Genomic DNA, 17,494 nt, shown 5'->3' with positions numbered 1-17,494 from the left:
TTGCAGCGCGGGCCTCGGCTCACGATATTCAAAGCCTGTGACCGGAGAAGCCTCTCCGGCCAATCGGAGAAAGTTCGTCGCCATGAGCGATTTCAACAACGGTTACGCCCGTCCTCTGCCGCAGACGGCCGACATGTCGGTCGACGCCGGCCTGCGCAGCTTCATGCTGGGCGTCTACAACAAGCTGGCCCTGGGCCTCGTGGTCGCCGGCGCCCTGGCCTATGTCACCGGCAATGTTCCGGCGGTGCAGCAGTTGCTGTTCGTCCAGACGGCGGACGGCCGGATCGGCCTGACGATCCTGGGCATGATCGTCCAGTTTTCGCCCCTGGTGATGCTGTTCGGCTCGATGTTCTTCATGAAGAACCCGACGGCCAAGGGCGTGAACATGCTCTATTGGGCCGTGGTCGCCACGATCGGCGCGGGCCTGGGCATCCTGTTCCTGCGCTACACGGGCGGTTCGCTGGCCACCACCTTCCTGGTGACGGCCGCGGCTTTCGGCGGTCTTAGCCTGGTGGGCTATACGACGAAGAAGGACCTGACCGGCATGGGCACCTTCCTGATCATGGGCGTGATCGGCCTGATCATCGCCTCGATCGTGAACATGTTCCTGCAGTCCGGGACCTTCTACCTGATCATCTCGGGCCTGGGCGTGCTGATCTTTTCGGGCCTGATCGCCTACGACACCCAGCGTCTGAAGATGACCTACTACGCCTTGGGCGGCGACCAGAACGCGATGGGCGTGGCGACCGGCTTCGGCGCTCTGAGCCTGTTCATCAACTTCGTGAACCTGTTCCAATTCCTGCTGGCCTTCATGGGCGGCAACCGGAACTAAGGTCTGTCGAAAGACGGATACGGAAAGGGCCCCTCGCGGGGCCCTTTTTGTTTCTACTCCACCACCTGAAACCGGCGGCTGTCGAAGACGCGCAGCACCTGGGCCAGGTCGCGGCCGCGTTTCAGGATCTGGCCGCCTTCGCCGATGACGGCCCACTGGCCCTGGCGGGTCTGGAGGGCCGGTCGCTTTTCAATGCGATAAAGCGGGGCATCGCCGCTGCGGCGAAAGACGGCGAACTCGGCGAAGTCCTTGTGCCCAACCATGGCGTAGTCGCGCCATTCGCCCTGGGCGACCATGCGACCATAGACCCTGAGAATCGGGTCCAGTTCGCGGCGTTCGAAGAAGACGGGGCCGGGCGCCGGCGTCGTGTCGTGAGGGGTCAGGCTCATAGGTTCAACTTAGGCCGCTGGAGGCGCAACGCCAGAGGCGGCCAGGAAATCGACGCAGACACGAAATGGCCCCGTTTCGGTCCTTCGCCCGCCCGTATGCGCAACGAAATATCGATCATCGGCTCGTCGGAGTTCGGAAGCGTCCCGGATCCTGAACAGCCCCCCCAGCCCCCCTGGATGTTTCCAGTTTACGGGCTCCGGCGGCCGATGCTTCCTCCAAGCGAGCGCCCGCCCTGCCTTTCCCCTCCCCCTCCCTGGCAAGGCGGGCGTTTCGCCGTCTGGAGCCCGCCAGACAGCGCCACGTCGGCGTCTGACCCCGCTTAGAGCGATAGGGTCAGGTCCAGGGTCTCGCCATTTCTGAGCACGGTCGCCTCGACCGATCCTGAGGCGCTCTGTAGCGCGGTCGCGGCCGCGCGAGCGTCGGCGACGGGCGCGCCGGCGATGGCGGTGATCACATCGCCGGCCGTCAGCTCGGCCTGGGCGGCGGGCGAGCCGGCCGAGACGGCCGTGACCTGGGCGCCGCCGTCCTGATCTCGCAGCGTCGCCCCATAGGCCAGCACCGACTGGGCGCCGACGACCACGGGCTGATCAGCGGGTGTTTCGACCGCCAGCAACGTGGTCGCCTCGCGCCCGCCGCGCAGATAGGAAACGCTGAGGTCCGAGCCCGGCGCGGCGATGCCTATGGTGGCGTTGACCGAGCCGGCGTTGGCGACGGGACGGCCCTGGATCCGGGTGATGACGTCGTTGTGGCGTAAGCCCGCGCGTTCGGCCGGCGATCCCGGCGCGACATCGGCGACGACGGCCCCGCGCACGATGCCCAGATGCAGGTCGCGCGCGCGTTCGGCGTTCAGCGAGCCGAAGATGGCGCCGGTCGCGCCGCGCTTGACCTCGCCGTTCTTCTTCAACTGGTCGGCGACGTAGAGCATGATCCGCGTCGGCACGGCGAAGGCGATGCCGTCGTTGCCGCCGCCCAGACCGCCCGACAGAATCGAGGTGTTGATGCCGATCAGCCGGCCCCGGCTGTCCAGCAACGGTCCGCCGGAGTTGCCCGAGTTCACGGCCGCGTCGGTCTGGATATAGTCCTCGACCGCGTCGCCTAGCCCTGAGCGGTTCAGGCCAGAGATGACGCCCATGGTCAGGGTCTGGTCCAGACCCAGCGGATAGCCGACCGCGAAGGCCAGGTCGCCGGTGCGCAGGGTGTCGGAATCCACCGTCTGGACCTGTTTCAGGTTCAGCGGCCGACCGTCGGGCGTGATGCGCAGCACGGCGATGTCGGTCGCCTTGTCCGCCCCGACCAGCACGGCGTCGAACAGGCGGCCGTCCGTCAGATCGACGGTGAACTTACGCCCGCCCTCGACGACGTGATTGTTGGTGATCACCAGCCCCTCGGCCGCATCGACGATGACGCCGGAGCCGGAGGCGTAGGGTTTGGGGTCGGCCGCGTCCGAACTGGGACCACGCGACTGGCCCAGGGTCGTGACCTGAACGACCGCTGGAAGCGAGCCTTCCAGCCCCGACGAGAAGCTGAAGACGCCGCGCCGGGCGTCGTAGGGCAGGCCTGCCGTGCCCGATTGCGCCAGCACCGGCGTCGCTGAGGCCAGCAGGGCCAGGGCGACGGCCATGGAAGAGGCGGGCGAAAGGCGGATCGGCATGGGCATTTCCTTGATCGAACGCCGACCCTAGACCGAGTTTTCGTTTCTGACGATGGGTCTGAAGCGAGCGGGGCGCGTGTCGGTCACGTCCAATGAACAGATCGCGATGGGGGTTGCGTCGTCGGCCGTCCGGCGTGACCATGAGGCGACGAAGCAGGGAAGGCCGCCGCCATGAGTCAGACGACGATCGACCGCCGCCGTTCGGGTTCGACCCCGTTCGACCGCCTGTTCCGCGACCACCCGCGCGAGGTCGACGAGACCTATCTGCAGCATATGGCCGCCTCGGCCGGCTTCGGCTTCAAGCTGCTGGGTCTAGCGGGCGCCGCCTTCGCCCACGCGATCGTGCCGGGCGTGCACAAGGCCACCGTCTCGACCGCGATCCGCAGCATGGCCAAGGACATGGGCGGCCGGGCCGAGGAGGCGCGCGAGACCCGGATGCGCGACGCCGGCGTCTGGGACGTGGGCCTCTAGGGCGGTCGAATCCGCCCCGGCCATGCAATCGCCGGGATCCGTGCTATATAGGCCGGCTCAACCTCACGCAGGATCGCCGCCTTGAGCATCACGCTCGATCTTTCGCGCGTCTCTAACGCGCCCGCCGTCAAGGCCCCCGTCAACCTCAGCGGTCTGACGCGCGCCGGCCTGCGCCAGGCCCTGATCGACGCGAACGTCTGTCCACCCGAGAAGGCCAAGATGCGCGCCAGCCAGGTGTGGAGCTGGATCCACCACTATGGCGTGACCGAGTTTTCGGCCATGAGCAATGTCGCCAAGGATATGCAGGCCAAGCTGGCCGAGCATTTCACCCTGGCCCGCCCCGAGGTCGTCGAGCGCCAGGTGTCCAAGGACGGCACGCGCAAATGGCTGATCCGCACCGCGCCGGGCATCGAGATCGAGACCGTCTATATCCCCGACGTTGGCCGCGCCGGCGCCCTGTGCGTGTCCAGCCAGGTCGGTTGCACCCTGAACTGCACCTTCTGCCACACCGGCACGCAGAAGCTGGTGCGCAACCTGACCGCCGCCGAGATCGTGGCCCAGGTTCAGGTCGCGCGCGACGACCTGGAGGAATGGCCGTCGCCCAAGGAAGACCGGCGCCTGTCCAACATCGTCTTCATGGGCATGGGTGAGCCGCTCTACAATCTGGACCACGTCGCCGACGCCATCGACATCATCAGCGACAACGAGGGCATCGCCCTATCGCGCCGCCGCATCACGGTCTCGACCTCGGGCGTGGTGCCGCAGCTCCAGGCGCTGGGCGACCGCACGGCGGCCATGCTGGCCATCAGCCTGCACGCCACCAACGACCCGCTGCGTGACGTGCTGGTGCCGTTGAACAAGAAGTATCCGCTGGACCAGCTGATGGCCGCCATCCGCGCCTATCCCGGCCTGTCCAACGCGCGTCGCGTGACGTTCGAATACGTCATGCTGAAGGGCGTCAACGACAGCCCCGAAGAGGCGCGCGCCCTGCTGAAGCTGATCGAGGGCATCCCCGCCAAGGTCAACCTGATCCCGTTCAACCCCTGGCCCGGCACGGACTATCAGTGCTCGGACTGGAAGACGATCGAACGCTTCGCCGCCATCCTCAACAAGGCCGGCTACGCCTCGCCCATCCGCACCCCCCGCGGCCGCGACATCCTGGCCGCCTGCGGCCAACTGAAGTCCGAAAGCGAGAAGATCAGGGCGTCGGCTCTGCGGAAGGCGGAGCAGGCGGCGGCCTGATCGTCATGTCCTCTCTTGATGAGAGGGCACAACCTTTGGATACATATTGTCACGCAGTGTGTCCCTGGCGCGCTTGCGGATTGGGGCGACAATCGGGCAAGGCGTCTGGGCATGGACCCCTCCTTGTCGAACGTCCTTTCCAGCGCCGAGGTGCAGGCTTTCGCCTCGGGCTTCCCGGTCATGGTGATGCACCTGATCGTGACCCTGCTGCTGCTCGCGGCGGGGGCGACGGTCTATGCTCTGCTGACGCCGTGGAAGGAGGTCGCCCTGATCCGTCAGGGCAATGTCGCCGCCGCCATCGCCTTCGCCGGCATTCTGGTGGGGTTGGCGGTGCCGCTGGCGGTGTCGCTGGCGGTGTCGACCTCGGTGCGAGACATCGCCATCTGGGGCGTGGCGACCGTGGTGCTGCAGCTTCTGGCCTTCCGGGTCGTGGACCTGCTGCTGACGGGCCTGCCCGAGCGGATCCGCCACGGCGAGATTTCGGCGGCGGTGGTGCTGCTGGGCGCCAAGCTGGCGACGGCCGTGATCCTGTCCGCCGCGCTGACCGGCTGATTGGCCGGAGCGATGCAGTTTCCCCGCCTGCCGGACTGGGCCATCTATGGAGCGGTGGCGGCCGTGTTTCTGGCGGTGTCCCTAGGGCGACGCGAGAACGCCGATGCGCCGCCGGTCGCGGAGGCCGACGCCGATGTGGCCGAGGGCGCGCTGTTGGGCCCCATCACCCCCTTTGACGCCGCCGTAACCGTCGATGCGGGCGAGGCGCCGTTCAAGCCGTCGTCAGGCACGGCCTTCTCCATCGCAGGACGGGGGCGTTGGGTGACGGCGCGCCATGTCGTCGAAGGATGCCGAAAGCCGGCGCTGGTCGTGGGCGAGGGGCGGGCGGTCGCGGCCGACGTCCGTCTGGCGCCGCGCGCCGACGTCGCCTTGCTGATCACCGACGGCGGTCCCGCCGCGCTGCCGGTCGCGGTCGAGGCGCCGCTGCGCAAGGGGCAGCGCGCCTTTCATCCCGGCTTTCCTCAGGGGCGTCCGGGCGAGGTGACATCACGCCTGCTGGGGCGCGAGACCTTGAAGGTCTTCGGGCGCGGGGCGCGCGACGAGCCGGTGCTGTCCTGGGCCGAGGTCGGGCGCACCAACGGGCTTGAGGGCACATTGTCGGGCCTGTCCGGCGCGCCGGCCCTGGATGCGCAGGGCCGCGTCGTGGGCGTCACCATCGCCGAGGCGCCGAGGCGGGGCCGGATCTATACGACGGCGCCGGAGACGTTCGGGCCGGCCATTCGCGGCGAACAGACGCCGGCGGACGACGCGCGCGGCCAGACCATCACGACCGAGGATTACGGCCAGGTGTCCAACCGCCTGAGACGCGACCTGCGCGTGGCCCAGGTGGTGTGTCTGTCGGTCTAGCGGACGGAAATTGCACCCGACGAAAAGGGTGCAATGGCGTGCAATTTGGCGCCAGGAGACGGAAATCGAAGGGATAAATCTCCGCTCGAATTGCACGCGTGCAATTCTCGAGGCAGGTCGGCCCGGCCTTGAGACCCAGGGTCGCGGCTTGGGCAGATCGCGATGTCAAAGATCGGGGATGGATCATATCCCCAATCGAAGCCCGTATGGATGATTGTCGAGGGCGGCCCGAAAGTCCCTGAAAAGAGACGACTTCGGTCCTGAAAATAGGACGGCTGGCGGCCGACCCCCTCCTTCGCCGCCAGGCGAAGGAGGGGGCTTGCCGATCCGGCCTTACTTCAGCGAGCCGGTGTTCAGATTCAGGGCGCCCGCCTCGATGACTTCGAGGTTCGGGTGTTTGGCGCGCAGATCGTCCAGGAACTTCGAGCCGTCGCCGACGATGACCAGGCTGGCGCGGTTGACCGGCAGGTGTTCAGCGAAGGCGGCCTCGACCTGTTCGGGCGTGACGGCGCGGACCCGGCCGGCGTAGTCGGCCAGATCGCTCATCGGCAGATCATAGAGCGCCAGGTTGGCGACCAGGGCGCCCAGGCCGTCCACCGTCTCCAGCGAGCGGCCGAAGCCGCCGATCAGGGTGGCGCGGCGCGGGGCCAGATCGGCCTGGGTCGGGGTCTCGGTTCCCAGCTTGGCGATCTCGGCCAGGATCAGATCGGCGACCTCGTCGGCGGTCTCGTTCTTGGTCTGGGTCGAGGCGGTGAACAGGCCCGCATCCGCCCGTGCGCCCAGCGACGACGAGGCGCCGTAGGACAGACCGCGCTTGATGCGGATCTCCTGGTTCAGGCGCGAGGAGAAGCCGCCGCCCAGCAGGGTGTTGCCGACCGTCAGCGGGAAGAAGTCCGCATCGGTGCGCGACACGCCGCGAACGGCGGCGACGACCGCGGCCTGACCGGCGCCGGGTTGGTTCACCACGACAATGCGCGGCGCCAGGGGCTGGCCGGCCGGATTGGTCGCAGCGGCCGGGGCCGCGCCGGCCGGGCGCCAGTCGCCGAACGCCTGTTGCGCCAGGGCGCGAGCGGCGGCCGGCGTGATGTCGCCCGAGAAGACCAGAGTCGCGTCCGACGGCCGGTAGCGGGCGGCGTGGAAGGCGGCGACGTCGGCCGCCGTGATGGCCGGGACAGTCTGCTGGGTGATCGTCGCGCCATAGGGGGCGTCGCCGTAGATGACGCGGCCGACCGTCATGCCGGCGATGGACGCCGGCTGGCTGAGGGCGACGCGCAGGCCGTCCAGGGTCTGGGCCTGCTGACGTTCAAGCTCTTCGCCGGCGAAGGTCGGGTTCTTCACCAGATCCGCCATCAGGGCGACGGTCGCCGCGAAGGCGTTCGACGGCGCGTTGGCATAGACGTTGGAGAAATCGACCCCGGCCGATGCGCCGACGCTGGCGCCCAGCTGTTCGATCTGGGTGGCGATTTCGGGCGCGGTCCTGGTCTTGGTGCCCTGGGTCAGAAGCGCGGCGGTCATGGCGGCGACGCCGGCCTTGCCCGTCGGATCATCGGACGAACCGGCGTCGAAGCTGAGACGGGCCGAGACCAGCGGCACGCCGTCGGTGGGGGCGACCAGGACGCGCAGGCCGTTATCGAGCCGGAAGTCGGCGACGGTCGGCGTCACGGGCGCGACCTCGGCGCCCGGCTGGGGCAGGGGCTTGCGCTCGGCCTCGGGCAGCAGGACGGCGGGCGGACCGGCGGGGGCCAGGTCGGCGACCTTCACGGGGGCGTCCACGTTCATCTTCTGGACCGAGGCGGGGTTCTGGTCGTCGGCGGCCAGGAAGGTGATCGTCGACTGACGCTGCGGCGTCAGATATTTGCGGGCGACGCGCTGAATGTCGGCGACGGTGACGGCCTGGATCTGAGCGACCTCTTCGTCGGCGGCGGCGGCCGAGCCGGTGTTGATCAGCGAGAAGCCCAGGGCGGTCGCGCGGTCGTCCACCGTCTCGCGGCTGCGCAGGGCATCGGCGACCAGTTCGTTCTTGGCCTCGGCCAGCTCAGCGGCGCTGACGGGCGTGTCGCGCAGCTTGCCGATCTCTTCGTTCAGGGCGGCGATGCCTTCCTCGGCCGTATGGCCCTGGGCCATGATCGCCAGGGCGGACAGATTGCCGGCCTGCTGCGAGAAGTCGGGGGTCGAGCCGATCTGGGCCGCGATCTGCTTGTCATAGACCAGCGAGCGATACAGGCGGCTGGATTCGCCGGTGGACAGGATGCCGTCCAGAACGGTCAGGGCGGCGCGGTCGGCGTCGGCGTATTTCACCGTCGGCCAGGCGACGACGGCGGCCGGCAGCGGCACGTTCGGCGCATTGTAGGTGACGTTGCGCGGGCCCGTCGGCTCGGGCTCGACGACATTGTTGGTCGGGATCGGCGTGGTCGGGTTCTTCAGCGGGCCGAAATACTGATCGACCCAGCGGTCCAGTTGAGCCTGGTCGAAGTTGCCGGCCACGATCAGATATGCGGCGTCGGGACGATAGTAGGTGGCGTGGAAGCGGCGCACGTCCTCCAGCGACGAGGCCTCCAGCTCCTCGATCGAGCCGATGCCCGGACGGCGATAGGGACTGTCCTGATAGATCGTCTCGGGCACGAACAGACCGAACAGGCGGCCGTAGGGGTTGGCGAGAATCCGCTGGCGGTATTCCTCCTTCACCACGTCGCGCTCGGCGACGAAGGTCGGCTCGTCCACGACCAGCGAACCCATGCGGTCGGCCTCGGCGAACAGCATCCGCTCCAGGTGGTTGGCGGGCACGGTCTCGAAATAGGCGGTGGTGTCGTCGGCGGTGAAGGCGTTGTTGGAGCCGCCCACGTCCTCGGTCAGCCGGTCGAAGGTCTCGGGCGGCAGGTTGGTGGTGGACTTGAACATCAGGTGTTCGAACAGGTGGGCGAAGCCCGAGCGGCCGGCCGGGTCATCCTTTGAGCCCACTTTGTACCAGACCTGGACCGTGACGTTCGAGGTGTCGGCGTCACGCGCCGAATAGACCTCCAGCCCGTTCGCCAGAACGCGCTTGGTGAAGCCCAGCGGCGGCACGCTCACGCCCTGCGGCGCCTGCCCGGTCGATTGAGCGGCGGCAGCGGCGGGCGCGGCGCCCTGTGCGAAGGCGGGGGCGGCGAGGCCGAGAAGGAGGGCCGAGGCGGCGGCTGTGGCGATCAGGCGGGATTTCATGAAGGGCTCCGAAGCCCGGAACGCCGGGCGCCGAGACCGTATCAGCGATTGGGCGTCTTGCACCTTACCGAGCTGTAATGAACCGGATAAGGCGCGGGTCGTTGATGGACAAAACCCCGACGGCGCTCTATTCGCCAATAGGTCGCATCCCAGCGACCACCCAAGCCGAGGACGCGTGCCGAGACGAGCGAAAGCGACTTCTGTCTCCGACGAAAAGATCGCGGTCTGGGCCTTTGTTCTGCAAAATATGGTTACTCCGCCCGCTGTTCTCTACGGCAGCTGGGCGGCCGCCGGGCTGATCCTGGCGGCCCTCGGGCAGCCGTGGGTGGGGCTGGGGTTCGCCCTTGTCGGCATGGCGTTCGACGCCTGGGCGCAGGGGCGCGTCAGGCGATACCAGAAGGCTGAGGCGCCCGTCGCGGGCTGGCCCCCGCTGCTGATGGCCATCGTGGCGATCCGGTTCGCGCTGGGGGTGTCCGGCCCGCTGATCGCCTGGCTGATGAACCCCCGCGCCGATGTGATGCTGGTGGTGGTGCTGATCCAGGTCTGGTCGATCGGTGTGGCCTTCGTTCAGTTCAGCGCGGCGCCTCGGCTGTTGGCGCTGGCGGCGGCGCCGATCTGCGCGACCGTGCTGGTCGTCATCTATCCCTCGCTGATCGGGCCGCACGGTCTGGCGGTGGCGGCGGCCTTCGTCATGCTGGCGACGATCCTGTTCATCATCTCGCGCGCGACCCACGCCCTGTGGTGCGACCTGTTCGCGGCAGACCAGCGCAACAAGGCATTGCTGATGGACGTGCAGGCGGCACATGAGGCGGCCGTGCTGGACCGCGACGCCGCCCGATGCGCGCGTCAGGAGGCCGACGAGGCCAATGCCGCCAAGTCCCGCTTCCTGGCCAATATGAGCCATGAAATCCGCACCCCTTTGAACGGCGTCATCGGCATGGCGCAGATCATGGCGGGCGACGCGCTGGAGGATCGGCAGAAGGCGCGATTGGAGATCCTGGACCGGTCGGCCCACACCCTGCTGGACCTGATCAACCAGATTCTGGACCTGTCGCGGATCGAGGAGGGGCGGCTGGAGATCGTGCCGCAGCCCATCGATGCGGACGTCCTGGTCCACGAGGTCACAGAGACCCTGAGGCCCTTGGCCGAAAGCAAGGGCCTGGCCTTCCAAGTCGTGTCGCCGGGCCTGGGCTGGGTCTGCGCCGATCCGGTCCGGCTGCGCCAGATCCTGTTCAACCTGCTGTCCAACGCCATCAAGTTCACGGCCGAGGGTCAGGTGGCGCTGGAGGTCGCGCTGACGGACGCCGGGGCCGTGTTCCGCGTGTCGGACACCGGGCGGGGCATACCGGCGGACCAGATCGGTCAACTCTTCACGCGCTTCGCCCAGATCGAGGCGGCGGCCGTCGATCGGCGCGACGGGGCCGGGCTGGGCCTTTCGATCGTAGCGACCCTGGTGGAGTTGATGGGCGGCCGGATCGAGGTGGAGAGCGAGGCGGGCGAAGGGGCGACCTTCGTCGTCACGCTGCCGCTGACGCCGGCGCAGCCCGTGCAGGCCGGTGAGGATGCGCCGGACGCCGAGCCGGAGCGGGCGCTACGGGTGCTGGTCGCCGAGGACCACCCGGTCAATCAGCAGGTGATCCGGGGCCTTCTGGGCCAGGTCGGGATCGAGGTCGAGATCGTCGATGATGGGCTTCAGGCGGTCGAAGCGACGCAAACGCGCGACTGGGACCTGATCCTGATGGATGTGCAGATGCCGAACATGGACGGTCCGACGGCGACCCGGACGATGCGGCAGCGCGAGACCGACCAGGGGCTGGTGCGTACGCCGATCATAGCCCTGACGGCCAATGCGATGGTGGAGCAGGTCGAGAGCTATCTGGCCGCGGGCATGGATGCGGTGGTCAGCAAGCCCATCGATCTGAAACGGCTGCTGACCACCATTTCCGACGTAATGTCCGCCAGGACCTAGTCGCGGAAGACCTGGACGCCGATCTCGCCGGCGGTGGTCAGCCAGGCGTGCTTCATGCCCTGGCTGTTGAACGGGGCGGCGATGTTTCCGGCGGCGTCCAGGGCGATCATGCCGCCGTCACCGCCCATCTGACCGATCTCGTCGATGACGGCCTGGGTCGCCTCGGCCAGCGACTGGCCGGCGGCGACGCGCCAGGCGACCTGGGCGGAGGCGGCGACGCGGATGAAATATTCGCCCTGGCCGGTGCAGGAGGTCGCGGCGTGGGCGTCGGCCCAGGTTCCGGCGGCGGGGATCGGCGTGTCGCCGACGCGGCCCGGCATCTTGCCGAACACCCCGGCGGTCGAGGTGGCGGCGGCGAGACGGCCCTGGCTGTCCAGTACGCAGGCGCCGACGGTGCCGTGGCTGAGCGTACCGGGCGGATGGTTGTCCTCGCCCTTGCCGGCGCCGGTGAACCAGGCGGCCTCGTCGCCGATGGGCTCCAGCCCCTGGTCGTGGGCGAACAGACCGGCACCCTCGCCCGCCAGCATGATATGCGGCGTCTTCTCCATCACCGCGCGGGCGGCGACGACGGGATTGCGGAACCCTTGCAGGGCGGCGACGGCGCCGGCGCGTTTCGTCGATCCGTCCATGATGCTGGCGTCCAGCTCATAGGCGCCGGCGAGATTGGGGGATGCGCCCTTGCCGGCGACATAGAGGCCCGAATCCTCCAGCATGACGACGGCGGCGGTGGCGACATCCAGGGCGCTGTCGCCCGCGTCCAGACGAACCTTCATGGCCTCGACCACCTCGCGCATGTGCACGACCTCGGCGTCGTAGTTGCGTTCGCGCCGGGCGCCGGCGCCGCCGTGGAGGATGAGGGCGGTCATGTCGTCTTCCTGAGCCTTGTCCTTATCGCCTCTTTCAAACGGGCGTGGCGCTCTTTAGCGTCGCGATGAAGGCCGCGCCATGACGGTCGCAACCCAATTACGAAACGGCCTCAAGTAGCGCGAAGCGCGGTAGGCCAAATAACAACGGCCTCAAGTAGCGCGAAGCGCGGTAGGCCCAAGGAGGAATGATGCGCGCTGTTTTGTCCAAGACGCCTGGCGGCCCTGAAACCCTGGTCGTGGAAGACGTGCTCGACCCGACGCCCAAGGCGGGCGAGGTGATCATCGAGGTCAAGGCGGTGGGGATCAACTATCCCGACACCCTGATCATCGAGGACAAATATCAGTTCCGGCCCGAGCGGCCGTTCTCGCCGGGCGCCGAGGTCGCGGGCGTGGTCGAGGCCGTGGGCGAAGGCGTCAAGGGCGTGCGCAAGGGCGACCGGGTCATCGCCGTGCCGGGCTGGGGCGGGCTGGTCGAGCGGCTGGCGGTGCGGGCCGAGACCGTCATTCCCATCCCCGACGCCATGAGCTTCGAAGAGGCGGCGGCCCTGATCATGACCTATGGCACCAGCTACTATGCGCTGAAGGACCGGGCGCAGCTGAAGGCTGGCGAAACCCTCTTGGTGCTGGGCGCGGCCGGGGGCGTCGGCGCCGCCGCCGTCGAGCTGGGCAAGGCCATGGGGGCCAAGGTGGTCGCCGCCGCCTCGACCAACGACAAGGTCGAGTTCGCGCTTGAACTGGGCGCCGACAATGGCCTGATCTATCCGTCGGGACCGATGGACAAGGCGGCGCAGAAGGAGCTGTCCGGCGAGTTCAAGCTGGCGACCGGCCGCGATGGCGCGGACGTCGTTTATGATGCGGTCGGCGGGGATTATGCCGATCCGGCGCTGCGGGCCATGGACTGGAACGGGCGCTATCTGGTGGTCGGCTTCCCGGCGGGCATTCCATCCCTGCCGCTGAACCTGACGCTGCTGAAGTCGGTGTCGGTGATCGGCGTCTTCTGGGGCGCGGCGGTGATGCGCGATCCCAAGGCCCACGCCGCCAACATGGCCGAACTGATGCAGATGTACGCCGACGGCAAGATCAGGCCGCGGGTTTCAAAGACCTTCCCTCTCGAAAAGGCCGGCGAAGCGATCAAGGCCCTGGGCGACCGTCAGGCGCTGGGCAAGATCGTGGTGACGGTCGAGAGCTAAAGGACCCGCGCGCCGATCACCTACATCGTCTTCCCAAGGCTTGTCCCTGGGATCCATACTCCCGATGTCTGACGATGGCGCATACTACCGACGCGCCGGGCGTATGGATCCTCGCCACAAGGGCGAGGATGACGGACATTAAATGAGAGCGCCTACTTCGCCTTCAGCCGCTGCACCGCGTCCTCGGCCTGGTCGCGGTGGCGGCGTTTGATGTTGGCGCCGACGAGGGCCAGCAGGGCGGTGATGACGGCCGCATCGTCGGTATAGCCGATGCCCGCGAAGATGTCGGGAATGGCGTCCACCGGCATGACGAAATAGGCCAGGCCCGCGAAGATCATGCCCTTGGCCGCCATCGGCGTCTGTGGATCGCGCGCGGCGTACCAGGCGGCCAGGGCCTGGTCCGCAAAGGGGATGCGGGCGGCCGTGCGCTGGATCTTGGGCCAGAAGCCCTTGGCCACGCGGGCCTCGTTGATCTTCACGACCGACGGCACGAGCGCCTTTTTCGGGTCCAGGACATCCGACGGATCGGCGGGTTTGGCTTTGGCGGTCATGGCCGCTAAATCCTCAAACGAAACTCAGGTTCACGACAATATAGGAACGATCAGGATGAAACTCGACAACACCATCGCCGCAGTGGTCACCGGCGGCGCCTCGGGCCTGGGCGAAGGCACCGCGCGCGCCATCGCGGCGACGGGGGCCAAGGTCGCCCTGTTCGACCTGAACGCTGAACGCGGCGAGGAAATCGCGAAAGAGATCGGCGGCGTCTTCTGCCAGGTGGACGTGACCGACGACGCCTCGGTCGCCGCCGCCTTCGAAAAGGCCCGCGCCGCCCATGGCCAGGAACGTCTGACCGTCAACTGCGCCGGCATCGCCACGGGCCAGAAGACCGTCTCGCGCAAGAAGGACACCGGCGAGATCAAGGCCCACGACATGGCCCAGTTCGAGCGCACCGTACGGGTCAACCTGTTCGGCACCTTCCGCGTTTTGTCGCAGTCGGCGGCGGGCATGGTGACGCTGGAGCCGATGGCGGACGGCGAGCGCGGCCTGATCGTCAACACGGCCTCGGTCGCGGCTCAGGACGGCCAGATCGGCCAGGCGGCCTATTCGGCGTCCAAGGGCGGCGTCTATGCGATGACCCTGCCGATCGCGCGCGATCTGGCCCAGGAAGGGGTGCGCTGCAACACCATCCTGCCCGGCATCATGTGGACGCCGATGATGGCCGGCATGGACCAGAAAATTCAGGACGCCCTGGCCGCCGCCATCCCCTTCCCCAGCCGCCTGGGCACGCCGGCCGACTATGCGTCGCTGGTGCTGGAGCTGGCGCGAAACGTCTACATCAACGGCGAATGCATCCGTCTGGACGGCGCCATTCGTCTGGCGCCGCGCTGAGGCGCGGGGGGCGTGAGCGGGACTTGATCGCTTTTTGCAAATTCTCTCTTGCAGGACCGATCAACCCTCCGCTATACGCCCCCTCCTCGACGGGGAGCGCACCTAGCTCCTACGGAGTGCGGGCGTAGCTCAGTGGTAGAGCACAACCTTGCCAAGGTTGGGGTCGAGAGTTCGAATCTCTTCGCCCGCTCCAGTCGGGATTGCCAAGGCAATCAATGGGTTATGGCAGGGCGATCCCGACGGGATCGCCCACCCTATTTTATCCACCGCTACCACACCGCTACCAAAAATCTTCCGCTGGCGAGCGCTCGTCTGTCGACTGGCAAGGCGCATTGCGGTGAAAGCCCCTGAAATCTGCTGAAAAGATCGCATTAATTCCTGAGCAGATCTGCTCGCGAGCAGATCGCGGAAAATAGTGCCTTGGAAACTATGTTGCCCCAAGCTTCTTGCCTTGTATCCGTCAGCCGTCGCCTTGACTTAGCCGCGCGGTGTGAGCGCTTGTTTTGAACATGATCTCGACGGTCATACCCGCCTGCTCATGGGCAGCTTACACAGGCAGCGGCCTGCCCTACGAAGGCGTGTCGGCGGAGACTAGCGGAATCTGACTTTAGGCAGCCATGCGCTTGGTCCGCTTTTGGCTCCACGAGGCTGTGCCCCTGGTCACCCAGGCCGCCCGTGTGTTCCGGAAAACGCATGGGAGCCTGTGACCGTAGAGCCCACGTGGTTGCCTACCGCGCACAGATCATGGTCGTGTAGCACCTCGATCACCTTGCAGGCCGACACCCGGCCGCCGGCGCATTCCGCCGACATACGCGATAGTTCGGTTCGCAGGGCCTGGAGTTGCGCGATCTTCTCGGTGACGTCTGCCAGATGACGCTCAGCGATCGCATTGGCATCGCCGCAGGGCCGGTCGGGATGGTCCGACAGATCAAGCAGGGAGCGGATGGCGTCGAGGTCAAACCCCAGCTGACGCGCATGCCGGATGAAGGACAGCCGGCGCAGGGCGGCATCGTCATAAAGCCGCCGGTCGCTGGCTGTCCGGGGCGGCGGCGCCAGAAGCCCGATCTGCTCATAGAAGCGGATGGTCGGGACCTTCACGCCCGTGGCCGTGGCCAGCTTTCCGATGGATCGAAGTGGCGAGGGAACGGAAGAAGCCATGGCGTGAGAATAAGCGCTTGATCCTCTAGCCGCTAGAGGATGCATAGGTCGTCCGACGCCCAGCCGGATTCTCTGATGACCGAGCCCCTCATCCAGGACAGACCCGCCGCCGCCTGTTGCGGCGCGACCGTCAAATTCGACGGCGCCTCGCCCGCCTACCGCCGCATCCTGCTGGCCGTGATCGCCATCAACGCCGTCGCCTTCGTGGCCGTGGCGGGCGGTGCCATGGCCCAGGGCTCGGCATCTCTCGGCGCCAATGCGCTGGACTTCCTGGCCGACAGCGCGACCTACGCCATTAGCCTTTGGGCGATCGGCAAGTCGGTGCGGGTCCGGTCCGGCGCCGCCCTGCTCAAGGGCGCGAGCCTGGGACTATTGGCCGTGTTCATCCTCGGCTTCGCCATCTGGCGGGCCGTATCGGGCGCACCGCCCGAAGGGACGGTGATCACCAGCTTGGGCCTGTTCGGTCTCCTTGCCAACGCGGTCGCCGCCCTTCTGCTCGTGCGTCACCGCGAAGGCGACGCCAATGTCCGTTCCGTCTGGCTCTGCACACACCACAGATCAATAAGACCTGGCTGATGGCCGGGGTCGCCGCCGTCGTCGTCCTCGGTGGCGCGGGGCTCTATGCCATGACCCGCTCACCCGCGGAGGCTCCGGCGGCGGAGGGTGAAGCCGGACATTCCGAGGAGGAAGGCGAGCACGCCGAGGGCGAGGAAGCAGGCGGCGAAGAAGGCGTAGTCGTCCTGACGGCGGCCCAGATCACCGCCGCCAACATCGCCATCGTCGCCGTGACCGGTGGCGGTGGCGGCGAAACCCGCCTGTCGGGGCGGGTCGAGCCGATGGTTGATGCGAAGGCGGCCGTCGCGGCGAGCGTCGGTGGCCGCGTCGAACGGGTTTTGGTCGCGCCGGGTCAATCGGTGCGCGCCGGACAATCGCTGGCAATCCTGGTCAGCGGCGATGCCGCGACCCTCCGCGCCGATGCGGATGCGGCGGCTGCATCGTCTGATGCCGCCCGCCGAGCCTATGAGCGGGACCGAAATCTGGAGGAAGCCGGCGTCGTCGCTCGTCAGGAGGTCGAGACGTCTCGTGCCCAATCGCTCAGTTCAGAAGCCGCGGCCCGCGCCGCGAGGGCGCGGGTCTCCGCCGCTGGATCGCCCAACGCCTCCGGACGTCTCAGCGTGACCAGTCCCATTTCAGGCGTGGTCACCAGCGTTCAGGTTGGGCCCGGTGGGTTTGCCGCTCAGGGCGGTGTCATCGCCGAGGTCACCAATCCGGCGCGGGTCGAGATCGTCTTCAACGCACCCCCGGCGCTTGCAGCCCAAGTTCGAGCCGGTTCATCCGTGCGCGTGCAAGGACCGGCTGGCGAGTTCGATGCCGTGGTCACCGGCGTTGCGGCGGGCGCAGGCGGTGAGGGCGGCGGAACTATAATTCGCGCGCGCCCGTCAGGAGGCGGTCTGCCGCCCGCCGGATCGGCGGTGTCGGGGAGTGTCGTAACCGGCGGCGCTGTCAGTGGCCTAACCGTGCCATCAGACGCGATCCAGACGGTGGAAGGCGGGAGCGTCGTGTTCGTCCGTACCGCTGAGGGCTTCCGCGCGGTTTCGGTCCTGGCGGGTCGGCAGGCGGGAGATCGTACCGAAATCCTGAGCGGCCTGACAGGGTCTGAACGTGTCGCTGGGGCCAACGCCTTCCTCCTTAAAGCCGAACTCGCCAAGGGCGAGGCCGAGCACGGCCACTAGGGGCGAC

At 67.7% G+C, this 17,494-nt stretch carries 16 protein-coding genes and 1 tRNA gene; 11 read left to right on the top strand and 6 right to left on the bottom strand.

From position 1 onward, the window contains the following. Positions 1–82 precede the first annotated feature (82 nt). A complete protein-coding gene (locus Q9R14_RS12565) occupies positions 83–832 on the top strand; it encodes a Bax inhibitor-1/YccA family protein (protein WP_055754260.1) in 750 nt (249 codons plus the stop codon). Positions 833–885: 53 nt separating this feature from the next. Here the strand turns inward: Q9R14_RS12565 and Q9R14_RS12560 are convergent, their stop codons facing one another. Both Q9R14_RS12560 and Q9R14_RS12555 read right to left on the bottom strand, forming a co-directional pair. After that, on the bottom strand, positions 886–1,221 hold the full coding sequence (locus Q9R14_RS12560) for a DUF2794 domain-containing protein (protein WP_306002595.1): 336 nt from the start codon (positions 1,219–1,221) through the stop codon (positions 886–888). 320 nt (positions 1,222–1,541) lie between these two features. Then, positions 1,542–2,873 (bottom strand): trypsin-like peptidase domain-containing protein, encoded by a 1,332-nt coding sequence (locus tag Q9R14_RS12555; protein ID WP_306002594.1) that lies wholly within the window; start codon positions 2,871–2,873, stop codon positions 1,542–1,544. A 171-nt stretch (positions 2,874–3,044) separates the two neighbouring features. On the opposite strand from Q9R14_RS12555, the gene Q9R14_RS12550 reads away from it, so the two are divergent. The 4 genes from Q9R14_RS12550 (at position 3,045) to Q9R14_RS12535 (ending at position 5,984) form a co-directional block, all read left to right on the top strand. Beyond that, entirely contained in the window at positions 3,045–3,344 is a 300-nt protein-coding gene (locus tag Q9R14_RS12550; protein ID WP_185224983.1) for a DUF6356 family protein, read from the top strand. An 81-nt stretch (positions 3,345–3,425) separates the two neighbouring features. After that, positions 3,426–4,586 carry a 23S rRNA (adenine(2503)-C(2))-methyltransferase RlmN gene (rlmN, locus tag Q9R14_RS12545; RefSeq protein WP_306002593.1) on the top strand — a complete coding sequence of 387 codons (1,161 nt, stop codon included), beginning with the start codon at positions 3,426–3,428 and terminating at the stop codon, positions 4,584–4,586. A gap of 111 nt (positions 4,587–4,697) precedes the next feature. After that, on the top strand, positions 4,698–5,138 hold the full coding sequence (locus Q9R14_RS12540; protein ID WP_091751531.1) for a DUF350 domain-containing protein: 441 nt from the start codon (positions 4,698–4,700) through the stop codon (positions 5,136–5,138). A gap of 12 nt (positions 5,139–5,150) precedes the next feature. Then, positions 5,151–5,984: a serine protease gene (locus Q9R14_RS12535; RefSeq protein ID WP_295188813.1), complete on the top strand. Its 834-nt coding sequence runs from the start codon at positions 5,151–5,153 to the stop codon at positions 5,982–5,984. 333 nt (positions 5,985–6,317) lie between these two features. Here the strand turns inward: Q9R14_RS12535 and Q9R14_RS12530 are convergent, their stop codons facing one another. After that, positions 6,318–9,182, bottom strand: a complete 2,865-nt coding sequence (locus tag Q9R14_RS12530; RefSeq protein WP_306002592.1) for a pitrilysin family protein — start codon at positions 9,180–9,182, stop codon at positions 6,318–6,320. Between the two features lie 247 nt (positions 9,183–9,429). On the opposite strand from Q9R14_RS12530, the gene Q9R14_RS12525 reads away from it, so the two are divergent. Then, positions 9,430–11,151 (top strand): ATP-binding protein, encoded by a 1,722-nt coding sequence (locus Q9R14_RS12525; RefSeq protein ID WP_306002591.1) that lies wholly within the window; start codon positions 9,430–9,432, stop codon positions 11,149–11,151. On the opposite strand, the gene Q9R14_RS12520 is transcribed toward Q9R14_RS12525, so the two are convergent. Beyond that, a complete protein-coding gene (locus Q9R14_RS12520) occupies positions 11,148–12,017 on the bottom strand; it encodes an isoaspartyl peptidase/L-asparaginase (protein ID WP_306002590.1) in 870 nt (289 codons plus the stop codon). The two genes, Q9R14_RS12525 and Q9R14_RS12520, sit on opposite strands and share 4 nt — an antisense overlap. A 188-nt stretch (positions 12,018–12,205) precedes the next feature. Between Q9R14_RS12520 and Q9R14_RS12515 the strand changes: the two genes are divergently transcribed. Then, positions 12,206–13,207, top strand: a complete 1,002-nt coding sequence (locus Q9R14_RS12515) for an NADPH:quinone oxidoreductase family protein (protein ID WP_161640087.1) — start codon at positions 12,206–12,208, stop codon at positions 13,205–13,207. A 152-nt stretch (positions 13,208–13,359) separates the two neighbouring features. Here the strand turns inward: Q9R14_RS12515 and Q9R14_RS12510 are convergent, their stop codons facing one another. Further along, positions 13,360–13,758, bottom strand: coding sequence for a YkvA family protein (locus Q9R14_RS12510; RefSeq protein ID WP_055754271.1), 399 nt, complete (start codon positions 13,756–13,758; stop codon positions 13,360–13,362). 55 nt (positions 13,759–13,813) lie between these two features. On the opposite strand from Q9R14_RS12510, the gene Q9R14_RS12505 reads away from it, so the two are divergent. Beyond that, a complete protein-coding gene (locus Q9R14_RS12505; RefSeq protein ID WP_055754272.1) occupies positions 13,814–14,596 on the top strand; it encodes an SDR family NAD(P)-dependent oxidoreductase in 783 nt (260 codons plus the stop codon). A 118-nt stretch (positions 14,597–14,714) separates the two neighbouring features. Next, positions 14,715–14,789: transfer RNA gene (locus tag Q9R14_RS12500), tRNA-Gly, on the top strand. Between the two features lie 467 nt (positions 14,790–15,256). Here the strand turns inward: Q9R14_RS12500 and Q9R14_RS12495 are convergent. Further along, positions 15,257–15,754, bottom strand: a complete 498-nt coding sequence (locus Q9R14_RS12495; RefSeq protein ID WP_293826584.1) for a helix-turn-helix domain-containing protein — start codon at positions 15,752–15,754, stop codon at positions 15,257–15,259. Positions 15,755–15,829: 75 nt separating this feature from the next. Here Q9R14_RS12495 and Q9R14_RS12490 point away from each other — a divergent pair, with 75 nt between their 5' ends. Together Q9R14_RS12490 and Q9R14_RS12485 are read left to right on the top strand one after the other, a co-directional pair. After that, positions 15,830–16,330 carry a cation transporter gene (locus Q9R14_RS12490; RefSeq protein ID WP_306002589.1) on the top strand — a complete coding sequence of 167 codons (501 nt, stop codon included), beginning with the start codon at positions 15,830–15,832 and terminating at the stop codon, positions 16,328–16,330. Next, entirely contained in the window at positions 16,330–17,487 is a 1,158-nt protein-coding gene (locus Q9R14_RS12485) for an efflux RND transporter periplasmic adaptor subunit (protein WP_306002588.1), read from the top strand. The genes Q9R14_RS12490 and Q9R14_RS12485 overlap by 1 nt, the downstream gene beginning before the upstream one ends. The last annotated feature ends 7 nt before the right edge of the window (positions 17,488–17,494 follow it).

It is taken from the genome of Brevundimonas sp. C43, from assembly GCF_030732185.1.
In the GTDB taxonomy this organism is placed as follows: domain Bacteria; phylum Pseudomonadota; class Alphaproteobacteria; order Caulobacterales; family Caulobacteraceae; genus Brevundimonas; species Brevundimonas diminuta_C.
Note: the sequence above shows the minus strand (reverse complement) of the source record. Positions and strands in the feature narration are given on the sequence as shown.

Excerpts from the sequence above, each read along its gene's own strand:
- Q9R14_RS12565 (WP_055754260.1), top strand. The coding sequence starts at position 83 with ATGAGCGATTTCAACAACGGTTACGCCCGTCCTCTGCCGCAGACGGCC.
- Q9R14_RS12560 (WP_306002595.1), bottom strand. The coding sequence starts at position 1,221 with ATGAGCCTGACCCCTCACGACACGACGCCGGCGCCCGGCCCCGTCTTC.
- Q9R14_RS12555 (WP_306002594.1), bottom strand. The coding sequence starts at position 2,873 with ATGCCGATCCGCCTTTCGCCCGCCTCTTCCATGGCCGTCGCCCTGGCC.
- Q9R14_RS12550 (WP_185224983.1), top strand. The coding sequence starts at position 3,045 with ATGAGTCAGACGACGATCGACCGCCGCCGTTCGGGTTCGACCCCGTTC.
- Q9R14_RS12540 (WP_091751531.1), top strand. The coding sequence starts at position 4,698 with ATGGACCCCTCCTTGTCGAACGTCCTTTCCAGCGCCGAGGTGCAGGCT.
- Q9R14_RS12535 (WP_295188813.1), top strand. The coding sequence starts at position 5,151 with ATGCAGTTTCCCCGCCTGCCGGACTGGGCCATCTATGGAGCGGTGGCG.
- Q9R14_RS12530 (WP_306002592.1), bottom strand. The coding sequence starts at position 9,182 with ATGAAATCCCGCCTGATCGCCACAGCCGCCGCCTCGGCCCTCCTTCTC.
- Q9R14_RS12525 (WP_306002591.1), top strand. The coding sequence starts at position 9,430 with ATGGTTACTCCGCCCGCTGTTCTCTACGGCAGCTGGGCGGCCGCCGGG.
- Q9R14_RS12520 (WP_306002590.1), bottom strand. The coding sequence starts at position 12,017 with ATGACCGCCCTCATCCTCCACGGCGGCGCCGGCGCCCGGCGCGAACGC.
- Q9R14_RS12515 (WP_161640087.1), top strand. The coding sequence starts at position 12,206 with ATGCGCGCTGTTTTGTCCAAGACGCCTGGCGGCCCTGAAACCCTGGTC.
- Q9R14_RS12510 (WP_055754271.1), bottom strand. The coding sequence starts at position 13,758 with ATGACCGCCAAAGCCAAACCCGCCGATCCGTCGGATGTCCTGGACCCG.
- Q9R14_RS12505 (WP_055754272.1), top strand. The coding sequence starts at position 13,814 with ATGAAACTCGACAACACCATCGCCGCAGTGGTCACCGGCGGCGCCTCG.
- Q9R14_RS12495 (WP_293826584.1), bottom strand. The coding sequence starts at position 15,754 with ATGGCTTCTTCCGTTCCCTCGCCACTTCGATCCATCGGAAAGCTGGCC.
- Q9R14_RS12490 (WP_306002589.1), top strand. The coding sequence starts at position 15,830 with ATGACCGAGCCCCTCATCCAGGACAGACCCGCCGCCGCCTGTTGCGGC.
- Q9R14_RS12485 (WP_306002588.1), top strand. The coding sequence starts at position 16,330 with ATGGCCGGGGTCGCCGCCGTCGTCGTCCTCGGTGGCGCGGGGCTCTAT.